11 protein-coding genes are annotated in these 13,407 nt (G+C 44.0%); 6 read left to right on the plus strand and 5 right to left on the minus strand.

Features of this window, described 5'->3' with window-relative positions:
* The first annotated feature begins 13 nt into the window (after window positions 1-13).
* From BAE31_RS14020 to BAE31_RS14035, 4 genes are all read left to right on the plus strand, one after another.
* Window positions 14-1,171, plus strand: a complete 1,158-nt coding sequence (locus BAE31_RS14020; RefSeq protein WP_076840726.1) for an amidohydrolase — start codon at window positions 14-16, stop codon at window positions 1,169-1,171.
* On the plus strand, window positions 1,162-2,496 hold the full coding sequence (locus BAE31_RS14025; protein WP_076840727.1) for an MmgE/PrpD family protein: 1,335 nt from the start codon (window positions 1,162-1,164) through the stop codon (window positions 2,494-2,496). Before BAE31_RS14020 ends, BAE31_RS14025 begins: the two co-directional genes overlap by 10 nt.
* Before the next feature lie 361 nt (window positions 2,497-2,857).
* Complete coding sequence (locus BAE31_RS14030) at window positions 2,858-3,550, plus strand: response regulator transcription factor (RefSeq protein WP_024425529.1); 693 nt, start codon at window positions 2,858-2,860, stop codon at window positions 3,548-3,550.
* Window positions 3,540-4,967, plus strand: a complete 1,428-nt coding sequence (locus tag BAE31_RS14035) for a sensor histidine kinase (RefSeq protein ID WP_076840728.1) — start codon at window positions 3,540-3,542, stop codon at window positions 4,965-4,967. The genes BAE31_RS14030 and BAE31_RS14035 overlap by 11 nt, the downstream gene beginning before the upstream one ends.
* A 38-nt stretch (window positions 4,968-5,005) precedes the next feature.
* Here BAE31_RS14035 and BAE31_RS14040 read toward each other — a convergent pair whose 3' ends face one another.
* From BAE31_RS14040 to BAE31_RS14055, 4 genes are all read right to left on the minus strand, one after another.
* The gene (locus BAE31_RS14040; protein WP_024427310.1) at window positions 5,006-5,851 is read right to left on the minus strand and encodes a GAF domain-containing protein; all 846 of its coding nucleotides are present in this window, start codon (window positions 5,849-5,851) and stop codon (window positions 5,006-5,008) included.
* Window positions 5,852-6,015: 164 nt separating this feature from the next.
* Complete coding sequence (locus BAE31_RS14045) at window positions 6,016-7,392, minus strand: aspartate kinase (protein ID WP_034283784.1); 1,377 nt, start codon at window positions 7,390-7,392, stop codon at window positions 6,016-6,018.
* A gap of 174 nt (window positions 7,393-7,566) precedes the next feature.
* The gene (locus tag BAE31_RS14050) at window positions 7,567-9,003 is read right to left on the minus strand and encodes an MDR family MFS transporter (protein ID WP_076840729.1); all 1,437 of its coding nucleotides are present in this window, start codon (window positions 9,001-9,003) and stop codon (window positions 7,567-7,569) included.
* A gap of 16 nt (window positions 9,004-9,019) precedes the next feature.
* Window positions 9,020-9,886 (minus strand): TetR/AcrR family transcriptional regulator, encoded by an 867-nt coding sequence (locus BAE31_RS14055; RefSeq protein ID WP_076840730.1) that lies wholly within the window; start codon window positions 9,884-9,886, stop codon window positions 9,020-9,022.
* Window positions 9,887-10,208: 322 nt separating this feature from the next.
* On the opposite strand from BAE31_RS14055, the gene BAE31_RS14060 reads away from it, so the two are divergent.
* The gene (locus tag BAE31_RS14060; protein WP_076840808.1) at window positions 10,209-10,520 is read left to right on the plus strand and encodes an ArsR/SmtB family transcription factor; all 312 of its coding nucleotides are present in this window, start codon (window positions 10,209-10,211) and stop codon (window positions 10,518-10,520) included.
* A 31-nt stretch (window positions 10,521-10,551) separates the two neighbouring features.
* Here the strand turns inward: BAE31_RS14060 and gabR are convergent, their stop codons facing one another.
* Window positions 10,552-11,976 (minus strand): MocR-like transcriptional regulator GabR, encoded by a 1,425-nt coding sequence (gene gabR, locus BAE31_RS14065; protein ID WP_076840731.1) that lies wholly within the window; start codon window positions 11,974-11,976, stop codon window positions 10,552-10,554.
* A 109-nt stretch (window positions 11,977-12,085) separates the two neighbouring features.
* Between gabR and gabT the strand changes: the two genes are divergently transcribed.
* A complete protein-coding gene (gene gabT / locus BAE31_RS14070; protein ID WP_076840732.1) occupies window positions 12,086-13,402 on the plus strand; it encodes a 4-aminobutyrate--2-oxoglutarate transaminase in 1,317 nt (438 codons plus the stop codon).
* The last annotated feature ends 5 nt before the right edge of the window (window positions 13,403-13,407 follow it).

Consider the following 13,407-nt stretch of genomic DNA (forward strand, 5'->3'; position numbering starts at 1 on the left):
GGGTGAGTGTCTAGTGAAATCAATAGGAAATGAAGCTTTAAACAAACGTTTGATCAACATTCGCCGAGCGCTTCATGAGCATCCAGAGCTGGCGTTTGAAGAATTTGAAACGACAAAGAAACTGCGCCGCTGGTTAGAAGAGGAAGGGATCACTGTACTTGATATCCCAGCCCTTCAAACAGGCGTTGTCTGTGAAATCAAAGGAGAACAAGAGGGGCCGACAATTGCTTTGAGAGCCGATATTGATGCACTTCCGATTGAAGAGGCATCTGGCGAACCATTTTCTTCAAAGGTACCGGGCAAAATGCATGCGTGCGGTCATGATTTCCATACAGCTTCTATTTTTGGTGCGGCTCTTTTATTAAAGGAGCGGAAACATGAGATCAAAGGAACGGTCCGTATTTTGTTCCAGCCGGCTGAGGAAGTTGCTCAAGGGGCGAAACACGTCATAGAGGCAGGCGTTTTAGATGGAGTCGATGCGATTTTCGGTATGCACAACAAGCCTGACCTGCCAGTTGGCACGATTGGCATTAGAGAAAAAGCATTGATGGCGAGTGTGGATCGTTTTGAAATCGATATTAAAGGAACGGGTGGCCACGCCGGTATTCCAAATCACACGGTAGACCCGATTGCCATCAGCGGGCAGATCACAAGCGCCCTTCAGCAAATCGTCAGCCGCCGCATCAGCTCCTTGCATCATGCAGTTGTCAGTATCACACGCATCCAAGGCGGTACATCATGGAATGTGATTCCCGACCGTGTTGAGATGGAAGGAACCGTTCGGACGTTTGAGCCTGAAGTAAGAGCGATGATTCCAGAGCTTATGAAACAAATCGTCAGCGGAATTGCAGAAGGATTTGGAGCAGAGGCTGAAGTGAGATGGCATCCTTATTTGCCATCTGTCATGAATGATGAGCGTCTGACAAAGGTGGTAGAAGAAACGGCTGGCTCACTTAACTTACATGTCGTGCAGGCAGAGCAGTCACCGGGCGGAGAAGATTTTGCCCTTTATCAAGAACACATTCCAGGCTTTTTTGTATGGATGGGGACTGGTGGTACGAAGGAGTGGCATCACCCTGCGTTTACATTAAATGAAGACGCACTTCCAATTTCCGCTGCCTTCTTTGCTGAGCTTGCCGTTCGGGCATTGGAGTCTCGATCATGGAATTAACAAAACATCTGGCAGAAGCAGTGCTTTCTGCTGATCCGCTGCAGGATGAGCGGGCCATTCAAATGGCTAGAAATGGCCTGTTAGACGCTGCGGCATCAGCGTTTGCTGCGAAAGAGGATGAAGGGCTTCAGCAGCTGATGCAGCTTATTGAACAGGAAGGCGGAGCCGCTCAGATTCCTGTCATTGGACAAGGGAAGAAGGTGAGCCGCCAATCTGCAGCCATGCTGAACGGCTACCTCATCCATGCCCTGGATTATGATGATGTGCACTCAGATGTGAGAGGACATCCGAGCGCGGTCATCATTCCAGCGCTGCTATCACAGCTGACAGAAGGCAAAGGGTATGGCGATCGGTTTTTAGCTGCCTACATCACAGGTGTTGAAGTGATGGCAAGACTTGGCGAATCCATCGGCAAGGCGCATTATGAGCGGGGCTGGCATAATACAGGAACACTCGGAGCCATTGCGGCAGTGTGTGCGATTGGCTATTTGAAACAAGTCTCGCAGGAAGAACTGACGAAAGCAATCGGCTTTGCCGGAGCGCAATCAGCCGGAATGCGAAAGCAGTTTGGCTCTGATATGAAACCATTACAAGCCGGCTTAGCTGCTAAAACAGCCGTTTGGTCTATGGATTTAGCTTGTTCAGGTTTTGGCGGGAATGACTCGGTTCTTGATGGCGCGCTTGGTTTCTTTTCACTCTATGGAGATCTGGAACTTGCGAAAAGCCGTTTGCTAGAGGGTTATGGTTCTACATGGCGTATCGTTTCGCCGGGGCTGTGGTTCAAAGTATATCCATTTTGCTCAGCTGCCCACCATGCAGCAGATGCAATCCAATCCTTAATGAAAGAGCGGTCTTTCTTGCCGGAGCAGGTAAAACAGGTCAATGTCATATTCCCGCCAGGCGGAGATGCAGCGCTTATTGAGCGGACACCTTTAACCGGGGAAGAAGGACGATTCAGTGTCGAATACGTCATCGCACTTGCAGTGTTTGAACAGACGCTTACGCTGGATGCCTTTACGAAAAAAACCATTCCATTAGACATGCGGACATGGATGAAGCGGGTAAGCAGAGGATATGATCAAACGACAGAACCCCATCCCGACGCTGTTCCAAAAGGACGCTTTACGATTGTGAAGCTCACCTTATCTGACGGCACCACCATTAGCAAGCGGGTTGATATTCCGCAGGGAGCACCAGGCTGTGCGTTATCGAAAGAAGACATCATACAAAAGTTAAGCAGCGTCACAAGCGCATCACAGGCACAGCAGATTTTACAGGCGGTTGAAGAGGAAAACGACACTGCTTATTTGAAGTTGCTGGCATGATAAAAAAGCTCATCGACAGGGGACTGACCCCAAAAGATGAGCTTTTTTAATCCATCTTTTAACTGTCAGGATGCGTGACACATGAGTTTAAAAACCATAAATGACACTGTCCTTCTCTTGATATTTTGTCACGTCATGTTGAATCATATCTTCAACTAACATCTTGACCATCTTCTGCAATGCCATCATATAAAAAACCTCATGTGATTCACCGCAGTATTAGTTCTTTCAAAAAGTATGAATAAAAGATGACCAAACGATGATAAGTTTTTAAAAACAGTGGAATCCAATTGAGATTTGAAAGGGAACATGTAAAATAAAGCTACATAAAGAAAAACAATGGTAGCAGCGGAGGCTGATCATGAAAATATTAATGATTGAAGATAATCAGAGCGTTTGTACAATGACGGATATGTTTTTTCAACGAGAGGGATTTCAAGCGGAATTCGTTCATGATGGATTAGAAGGATTGAATCGCTTTAAGCAAGAGGAGGATTGGGATCTGCTCATTTTAGATGTCATGCTTCCTTCGATGGATGGTCTGACTATTTGTCAAAAGGTGCGCCAGATCAGTGACATTCCGATTATCATGCTGACAGCCAAGGAAACCGAATCTGATCAGGTACTTGGTTTTGATCTTGGGGCAGATGATTATGTGACCAAGCCCTTTAGTCCACTAACCTTGATGGCAAGAATTAAAGCGGTGAAACGACGCTTTGCTCATACAACTACTCAAGAAAAGGTGAATGAGGGCGAACGGCTGGAGACAGCACATTTTCAGTTGGATAAGAAAACGAGGGAAGTTTTTCTGGATGGAGAGCGAATAGAGAACCTCACACCGAAAGAATACGATCTGCTGTGCTTTTTTATTCAGCATCCTCGGCAAGTATTTTCACGAGAACAATTGCTTGAGCAAATTTGGGGATACCAATTTTATGGAGATGAACGAACGGTAGATGTTCATATTAAACGGCTGCGCCAAAAAATTGGGGACGGGCCTAAGCCCTTTTTGTATACAGTATGGGGCGTAGGGTATAAGTTCGATGAAGATTAAATATTTTTATCAGCTGCTGATCAGCCATCTTGGGTTATTGCTCATCGCCATTGTCATTATCAGCACCCTTTTATCTCATTTTGTGAAAGATATTGCCTATCAAAACAAAGTGAATGAAATGAGCTCCTATGGGAATGAAATCTTGCAAGATTATAAACGACTCCCTAAAAGCGAGATGACCTTTCGTCTGCGGCCATTTGAAGATATTCTTTCGACGAGACAAATTCGTTTTTTCGTGTTTGATGAAAAAGGAGATATTCTGTCTCAGCAGCAAGAGATGCCGCCGCATGAAGTATTATTGACAAAGGATTTATGGGCCAAACTCTCAAAAGGAGAGCAAATCATTGTGAAGCGAAGTGATTCACGCCGCCTTGATCAAGAGGCATCACTTGTGGCGCTCCCTGTCATGGAGGATGGAAAGCTAAAGGGCGGAGTTGTCCTTATTGCCCCGATTCAAGGCGCTGAACAGCTCATCGCCCAAATGAATCGTTATCTGTATATCATCGTATTTGTGGCGCTGACGATCACCTTTATTCTCAGCCTGTTCCTGTCTAAATTTCATGTGAACCGTATCAAAAAGCTGAGAGAGGCGACTGAAAAGATTGCGCAAGGTGATTACAACATCAAGCTTGAAAACAAACACCTTGATGAAATTGGCACACTTGGTGAGGATTTTAATATGATGGCCAAGCGTCTTCAGCAATCAAGAGAGGAAATTGATCGGCTCGAAAAGCGCAGACGCCAATTCATCGCAGATGTGTCTCACGAATTGAAAACACCGCTGACCACCATTCGAGGACTGGTGGAATGGCTGAACACTGCGGATGTGTCAGCAGAAGAGAAAGAGAAATGCTATGCCTTAATCACTGACGAGACAAAACGTATGCTGCGCCTCGTCAATGAAAATATGGATTATGAGAAAATTAGATCGAATCAAATTACCCTTCAGAAATTTCATTATCCACTCATTGACACATTTGAAGTGATGAAAGAGCAGCTGAGCCGAATCGCCGAAGAGAAAAACAATCAGCTGATCGTGGACGTTGATCCCGAGCTAAAGGTTTATGCAGATTATGACAGGCTTATTCAAATACTTGTCAATATCACAAAGAACGCCATTCAATTCACAAAAGACGGCCGTATTTACTTAAGAGGAAAACAAGAAAATCAAGAGACGATCATCGAAGTGGAAGACACAGGCATTGGCATTGCGCCAGACGAAGTCAAACACATATGGGAACGTTTTTATAAAGCGGATATCTCAAGAACGAATACACCGTATGGAGAATACGGATTGGGCTTGTCTATCGTGAAGCAGCTTGTGGACCTGCATGAAGGACATATTGATATGAAAAGTGAAAAAAACAATGGAACGACATTTACCATACGACTGCCGTTTCCAGAAGAAAAGGGCTAAAATGAAGTTCATTTTAGCCCTTTTTGGTGAATCACCACTTATTCATTTTTGGTAAACGTCAACCCAATATGAGCAAGTGCCTGCGGCAAGTCTTTCCGGATAGTGATGTCTTTAAACGATATATTGGATTGAATCGCACTTAAAGCAAGGTCTTGCTTAATACCTGTTAAAACTGCCGAAATTCCTAAAAGTCTCAGCGTTTGTGCGTAGCTGACTAAATATTGAATGCTTTGTTCATTCAGGCTTTTTGTTCCCGATACATCAATGACCAAATGAGAGAGCGACAGCCTGTAGCTTTCCTGTAAAATGGTTTCCAAAATATGCTGAGCACGTGTCTCTTCGATGTCACCAAGCAGAGGAAGCACAGCGACACCGTCAACAACTGGTACGATCGGTACAGACAATTGCCGAATTTGCCGGTTGGCACGGTCTAGTTCGAGGACATAGCTTAATAATGAAGCCATCGTTTCAAACATATATACATGCTCTTCTGTGAACTGCTTCGGCCTCAAATCAAGTCCGCAAATCGTTCCGTAGTTCGTCCCATCTGTGAAATTAATGGGAACTCCAATAAACGAGCCGCCTTGAAGATTTTTCGTAACCTCTAAGTATTTAAAACGGTCATCCTTCGAAATGTCAGGAATCACAAGTGTATCCCGATGATCGACCACAAGCTTGCAAAATGTCTTTTCGTAAGGAAGTTCTTCTCCTTCTTCAAGAAGCTGCTCGTCATGATTTAGCACCTTTACAATTTGATTGGTGTTTTGATCATTTTTAGCAATAAACAGTGTATTCACATCAATGAATTGACTCATCATGTTTAAAATACTAGTAGAAGCATCATGAAAATTGCGAAACTGTTTTAATAGTTGTTGAAGAGGCATTGTTTTAGGACTCCTTGTAGCTCCGATCATAGGCCGGAACGGATAGTTGATTTGTCTCTATCATACAAAATCAAACAAGAAATAGATACACTTTAATGCGCAAAAACACTCTGATCGTCGAGATGAAAAAAGACTGCCGATCCAAAGATCTGGCAGCCTTCTGATTAAAGAGAGACAGGGACAGTAGACATAGAGAAAAATTCCTCATACAAGGCTTGAACAGCTTCTTTTTCTTGAGCCGCTTTGACGCCAAACATCATGCTGACCTCTGAAGAGCCTTGATTGATCATTTCAATATTGACCTTCGCTTTTGACAGCGCCTTTGCCGCTCTTGCTGTTGTACCAACATTATGACGCATCGCTTCTCCTACAACCATAATCAGCGAAAGATTTCGCTCTAAAACGACCTCATCTGCATCAAGCACGAGCTTCAAACGGTCTAGCAGCTCCTCTTCAATATGCTGCTCCTCCAGCTGATCCTGCCGTAAAATAATGGTCATATCATCAATGCCAGAAGGAACATGCTCATACGTAAGCCCATACTCTTCTAGTGTTTGCAGCACCTTTCGTCCAAAACCGACTTCTCTGTTCATCAAATATTTACTAATGTAAATGCTGCAAAATCCATTGTCTGAGGCGATTCCAACAACAGGTCCATTTGTATGGTCCCGCTGATTTACGATTTTTGTCCCTTTTGCCGACGGGTTGTTGGTGTTTTTAATCTGAACCGGAATGCCTGCACGGAAGGCAGGAATAAGTGCTTCATCATGGAACACAGAAAAACCAGCATAGGACAGCTCGCGCATTTCCCGGTATGTCAGCTCTGTAATCTCTTTTGGTTCATGAACGATCGTTGGATTGACGGCATAGACAGCATCGACATCTGTAAAGTTTTCATATACATCTGCCTTCAAACCGTTCGCCAAAATGGAGCCGGTAATATCGGAGCCGCTTCGCGAAAAGGTGACGATGTCTCCCGCGAGACTAAAGCCAAAAAAGCCAGGGAATATAATAATGCCAGAGCGCTCTCTTAATTTGTACAAATGATCATAAGACTCCGGCAGAACTTGCGCTTGGCCAGGCTCATCGCTCACAAACAAACCAGCTTCCTTTGGATTCACATAATGAGCTTCCACACCTTGGTGGCGGAAATAGGCGGCAATGAGCTTAGCGTTATTGTCTTCACCGCTTGCTTTAATGGCATCAAGATAGCACTCAGGGCGGGATGAATCAGCCTGTAATAATGTGTCTAGATCTTGCCTGATGGTATCGATAATGTCTTGACCTAATCCGAGTTCATCCGCTATTGAGGCATACCTCTCGATGACTGCTTCCTTTAAATCATGTGCTTCGCCTAAACGTAAATATTGTTCACCGCAGCTAATTAATAAATCGGTGACCTTTGTATCCGTTGAATGCCGTTTTCCTGGTGCGGAAACAACGACTGCTTTTCGAGCTGGATCTGCTGTTACAATGTCAAATACCTTTTGCAGCTGCTTGCCAGAGGCAAGTGAACTGCCACCAAATTTAACGACCTTCAATGCATACATCTCCTATAGTAAAAATTTTCTCACAAATTGAATAGTTCCTATTATCAACTCTTTTCCTTAAATTATCAAGGTTTTTCTTCACTAGAAATACAAATGTTTTTATAGAGAGGACAATATTGTGTGAGTATATGAAAAAAGAGCCGGCCATATGCCGAGCTCTTTTTCTTATGAAGAAGACGAGGAGGAAGATAGCTCCTGCTTCATTACTTTATTCTCACGTTTTTTTTCCTTTAAGAAAAAGGAGAGGACGAGTCCAATGACCGCAATCAGACCAGAAATGAAGAATGACGTATTCATTCCATGAACGGCCGATTTTAATGGATTGGATAATTCTGCATTTGCAGCAGAGCTGCTCATGATGGAAACAAGCACAGCCGTTCCAATGGAACCGCCTATTTGTCTCATCGTGTTATTCATCGCTGTTCCATGAGGGATCAAATGAGGCGGTAAAGAGTTAATACCTGCGGTTGTCAGCGGCATCATGATCATCCCAACCCCAATTAACCGAAGCGTGTAGGCGACCGTAATGAGGGCGATCGATGAATCAAGGGTGAGCAGCATAAATGGCAGGGTGGTAACGGTGAGTATCGTAAATCCGCCTAATGCCAGCCCTTTTCCGCCGACTTTATCAAAAATCCGTCCAATAATCGGTGACAGGAGTCCCATGAAGAGAGCACCTGGCAATAAGATAAGCCCTGTATCAAGTGCAGACAGCCCTCTGACATTCTGCGTATAAAGCGGGAGAATCGTCTCTGTCCCAATTAATAAAGCAAAGACAAGCATGCCGAGGAAGGTTGTTAAGCTAAAGATCGCAAATTTAAATACGCCAAACTCCAGCATCGGTCTTGTTAAGTTCGACTGGCGCAGGATAAAGAAGAACAAGCTCACGGCGCCTACAATCAGCGAAATGAGAACAGTCGCACTCGTCCATCCATACGTGCCGACACTAGAAAATCCGTAAAGCAGCCCGCCGAAACCGAACGACGACAAGATGACAGATAAGACATCAATACGTGTTTCTCTTTGCTGCGTCACATTTTTCATTAAGAAAAAAGCAAGAATGAGATCAATGATACCGATTGGCAGAACAATATAGAACAAGAACTTCCAGCTGAAGGAATCAACAATCCAGCCGCCAAGTGTTGGCCCAAGCGCAGGTGCGAACGAAATGACAAGTCCGACCATGCCCATTGCCTGCCCGCGTTTTTCTTTCGGGAAAATGGTTAAAAAGATCGTTTGCATCAGCGGCATTAAAATCCCTGCACCGGCTGCCTGTACGATACGCGCTGCAAGTAACACCGGGAAATTCGTTGCAAATGAAGCAAGAATTGTACCGGCTGTAAAGATGCTAAGTGCCGTTAAAACTAAAGAACGGCTTGAAAATTTCTCAATGAGGAAAGCCGTAATGGGGATGAGAATCCCGTTTGTCAGCATAAAGGCTGTTGTAAGCCACTGTCCTTTGCTGACCTCAATATTGAAATCTTCCATGATATGCGGGATCGCTGGAATGAGAAGCGTTTGGTTTAAAATCGCAACGAATGCCCCAACGAGGAAAATCCCAACAATCACAGATCGATTATACGATGTAGTAGATTGGTTCATGTTATCCCTTCTTTATCTATAAAATGATGCTTTTCAGCTGTGACACGTTTTGTGATAAAACGCTGTTTTTGCCTAAATAATCGAGCAGTGAGCTGACCAAAAAGGTTCTCGGTTCATCCTTTGATAATTCTTGATTGAGCAGCTCATACGCAGAGAGGAGATCGTCTTTTTCTTCTCCGTTTGACAGTGCGTGAAGCTCTTGTTTGATCTTCGTTAAGTACGAGATGACAAGTTTTTCTTCATCATATCCGTCCTGTGAGGAAAACAAATAAGAGTCCATGAGCTGATCTGTTAACACAGGCTCAATTGAGCAAGGCTTTTTCGATACACGGTCCATCACACCGATGATCATCTCGGCAGCATTTTCTAATTTGATGTTCTTGTGCTCAATCGCCAGCATTAAGATGAATTCTCTCATTAATCCATTGAGAACAATCACGAGATCCCAGACATAAGGAGCGACAGATTCACCATATGTGCTCAAAATTATGTCTCTGTGCCGCTGCATGATAATGGAGCGTGTCTCGCGTAAGTGTTTAATGACAATAGGCGAATGCTGAGAAAAAGCTTCAAAAGACAGCATGTTCAAAAATTTATGATTCTCTTTAAACTCTTCAAGCTCAAGCTTGATCTTCTTTGTGAATTTTTCCTTTTTGGACAGCGTCGTTTCTGAATGAATGATGCGAGAAATCTCTCTCATTTTGCGCTGATTGTATTTAATCAGTTCTAGTAGAAGAGCTTCCTTTGAATCAAACAGTTTATAAATAGACGCTTTTGATATTTTACAGGCATCGGCAATTGACTGCATGGAGACACTCATATAGCCTTTTTGAGAAAATAATTTCTTTGAAACCCGCAAAATCTCTTCTTGCTTTTCGTTCATCTTCAATAAGTCCCTTCCGAATCGGCAAAACCATATGGTCACAATGGAAACCGAGTGGTCACTTTTGCTATGATAACAAAACCAATGACCCATGACAAGAAAATGAACTTAAAAAATACCCGTCTGTGACAAGTATTTTATCCTTCCGCATGTGCGGTATATATATTTTTGTTTTGCCGTGAAGTTCGGCGATCAAAATGGGTTCCTTCCCTTCAGACAGTCTCATGAATAATGGACGTTTGTGAAGTCATATCGTTACTTGACTAGTCAGCTCCAGGTGAATGAGATTGTGTGTAAGCACAAAATACGATACATTTATCGTATGACGAATCCAAACCATCCAAACAAAGAAGATATGAGACTGATTTCTGTGCTGCACGCATTGGCTGATCCAATCCGGTTAGAAATTGTCCGCTGCTTAGCGGAAGCGGGGGAGAGGACATGCGGCACGTATGAGATGAATATTGCCAAATCCACGCTTTCCCATCACTTTAAAGTGCTGAGGGAGGCAGGCGTCGTGAAAGTGAGAATTGACGGGAAGCACCGTTACTATTCTTTAAGAAAAGAAGACATCGAGACCGCTTTTCCTGGACTCGTGTCATCGATTCTAGCTATAGATAAAAAGCGGTGGTAAGCCAGCTGTCTGTGAAGAGCAGCTGGCTGTTTTATTTCCCCAAAATGGCGTCATACAGCCGTTTCACTGCCGGCTGAATATCCTCTTGCTTCATATGTGAGAAGCCGAGGACGAGCGGAACAAAGCCTGGCTGATGCCCCGGCAATTGCTCATCAAGGGTAAAACGATCCATTCCGTACATTTTCAGCCTTCTTTCTTTCGCTCGCTGTAAAATCTCATGCTGCGTTCGATTTGAGCGGAACTCTGCAATAAAATGAAGACCGGCATTTTCTCCAATAATCCGCACATTGTCAGCAAAAATCGTATTGAGCTCTTCAATGAGCTGCTTCCGTTTTTCCTCATATAAACCATTCATTCTTTTAATATGCCGTTGATACGCCCCATCTTTTATAAAATGAAGAAGGGTGTATTGTGTAAAAAGATTAGCTGTTTGAATGAAAAAATGCTGTTCCTCCTTATAGCGTCTCAATAAATGCTGAGGCAGCACCATATAGCTTAGCCGCAAGCCGGGCAGCAATGATTTTGAAAAGGTGCCCATATAAATGACTTTGTCATATCGGTCGAGACTTTGCAGCGCCGGAATGCTGTCTGTGCCATATTTAAATTCACTGTCATAATCATCCTCAATGATATAACGGTCTGGCTGATCAGCTGCCCAGTTTAACAGCTGAATACGCCGGGAAATCGGCATAATCACCCCTGTTGGAAATTGATGTGAAGGGGTAATGATCAACACATTTGGCTGTTTCTTATGAATGTCGCTCATCCGCACACCTTTTTGGTCAATGCCAATCGTTTCAATTTGGTGATGATTGTTTTTCAGCATTTGATAAAGCCGGCGGTAGCCAGGGTTTTCTAACCCATATATTTGATCGGCCGGAAGAATGCTTGATAACGAATGAATCAGTGACTGTGTGCCTGCACTTAAAATGAGCTGTTCCGGATAGCATTTGACCCCTCGTGCAAGTCCGATCAGCCGGGCAATCGTTTCCCGGAGTTCATACACACCTTGTGGATGCGGAAGCTCACCAAAGGCTTCTTGGTGGAGATGGATCGCCTTTTGTTCACTTTTCAGCCAGCTTTTAAATGGAAAGTTCGCTGTATCGACGGAGATATGTGAAAAGGAATACCAGTCGTCTCGTGCAATCGGTTCTTCCTTTAAATCTACAGGAAGAGAAGAGGGTTTCAGCTGACCAGATTCATGAAATGTTTCTAGTGATTCCACGAAAAAACCTTTGCGTTCAACCGAATATAAATATCCCTCAGCAAGCAGCTGCTGATAGGCGCCATTCACTGAATTAACGCTGACGTTTAATGTATCGGCTAACTCTCGTTTGGACGGTAATTGATCATGCGGCTGCAGGTTGCGGTTTAAGATTTCTTCTTTGATTTTCATATAAATTTGATGATAAATATATCCGTTTTGTCCTGTTTGATCTAGTTGAATTGTCAGCATCTCACCATTCCATCCTCTCTGGTACCATGAAAAAAATGATATTGGTACTTTCTATCATACCAAAAAATATTCAGAATAATAAAAAAGGATATAAAGGGGATGGATGACAATGAGTCAAACGACAACAAACCGTTTTTCAACCGAAGAATGGCAGGGGAAAAGAGATCAATACGTCGCAAGAGGCGTGAGTAATGGCAACCGTCATCTTGCAGCGAAGGGGAAAGGAGCCGAGCTGTTCGATATTGATGGGAAACGATTTATCGATTTTGCAGGCGCCATTGGCACATTAAACGTAGGACATTCACATCCAAAGGTCGTAGAAGCGGTCAAAGCACAGGCAGAGAACCTGATTCACCCAGGATTCAACGTGATGATGTACGAATCGTATATCGAATTGGCAGAGAAGCTGTGTCATCTCACACCAGGGGATCATGATAAGAAAGCCATTTTTCTTAATTCAGGTGCAGAAGCTGTTGAAAATGCGGTGAAAATTGCACGTAAATATACGAAAAGACAGGCTGTTGTGTCGTTTACAAGAGGTTTTCACGGCAGAACGAATATGACAATGAGCATGACGAGCAAGGTCAAGCCATATAAATTTGGCTTCGGGCCATTCGCATCTGAGGTGTACCAAGCACCGTACCCTTATTACTATCAAAAACCAGAAGGATTAAGCGATGCAGCCTACGATGAGTACATCATTGATCAATTCAATCAATTCTTCGTCGCTGCCGTTGCACCAGAAACCGTTGCGTGTGTGGTCATGGAGCCAGTCCAAGGGGAGGGCGGATTCATTGTGCCATCGAAGCGCTTCGTTCAGCATGTTGCTTCCTTCTGTCAGCAGCACGGGATTGTTTTTGTTGCAGATGAAATCCAAACAGGCTTTGCAAGAACAGGGAAATATTTTGCGATTGAGCACTTTGATGTGGTGCCGGACTTAATCACCGTATCAAAATCTCTTGCTGCGGGGCTGCCGCTAAGCGGTGTCGTCGGTAGAAAAGAACTGCTTGATGCGGCAGATCCAGGGGAGCTCGGGGGTACATATGCAGGAAGTCCGTTAGGCTGTGTGGCAGCACTGGCTGTTCTTGATATCATTGAAACAGAACAACTGAATCAACGATCTGAGCACATTGGACAAGTCATTGAGGACAAAGCAAATGAATGGAGAAAGGCGTATCCATTCATTGGGGAAGTCCGCCGGTTAGGGGCAATGGCGGCGATTGAAATTGTGGAAGATCAAACAACGCGTACACCAGATAAAAAAACAGCCGCAGCGATTGCAGCATATGCAAACGAGCACGGACTGCTCTTATTAACGGCAGGGATTAATGGGAATATCATTCGCTTCTTAACACCACTCGTCATCACAGATGAGCTGCTTCACGAAGGACTAGGGATCATCGAGGACGCCTTCAAAGCACGCTAAACAAC

Origin of the sequence: Bacillus sp. I-2, from assembly GCF_001974945.1 — a bacterium.
GTDB classification, from domain to species: Bacteria; Bacillota; Bacilli; order Bacillales; family Bacillaceae; genus Bacillus; species Bacillus safensis.

Excerpts from the sequence above, each read along its gene's own strand:
- BAE31_RS14025 (WP_076840727.1), top strand. The coding sequence starts at position 1,162 with ATGGAATTAACAAAACATCTGGCAGAAGCAGTGCTTTCTGCTGATCCG.
- BAE31_RS14030 (WP_024425529.1), top strand. The coding sequence starts at position 2,858 with ATGAAAATATTAATGATTGAAGATAATCAGAGCGTTTGTACAATGACG.
- BAE31_RS14035 (WP_076840728.1), top strand. The coding sequence starts at position 3,540 with ATGAAGATTAAATATTTTTATCAGCTGCTGATCAGCCATCTTGGGTTA.
- BAE31_RS14040 (WP_024427310.1), bottom strand. The coding sequence starts at position 5,851 with ATGCCTCTTCAACAACTATTAAAACAGTTTCGCAATTTTCATGATGCT.
- BAE31_RS14050 (WP_076840729.1), bottom strand. The coding sequence starts at position 9,003 with ATGAACCAATCTACTACATCGTATAATCGATCTGTGATTGTTGGGATT.
- BAE31_RS14055 (WP_076840730.1), bottom strand. The coding sequence starts at position 9,886 with ATGAACGAAAAGCAAGAAGAGATTTTGCGGGTTTCAAAGAAATTATTT.
- BAE31_RS14060 (WP_076840808.1), top strand. The coding sequence starts at position 10,209 with ATGACGAATCCAAACCATCCAAACAAAGAAGATATGAGACTGATTTCT.
- gabR (WP_076840731.1), bottom strand. The coding sequence starts at position 11,976 with ATGCTGACAATTCAACTAGATCAAACAGGACAAAACGGATATATTTAT.
- gabT (WP_076840732.1), top strand. The coding sequence starts at position 12,086 with ATGAGTCAAACGACAACAAACCGTTTTTCAACCGAAGAATGGCAGGGG.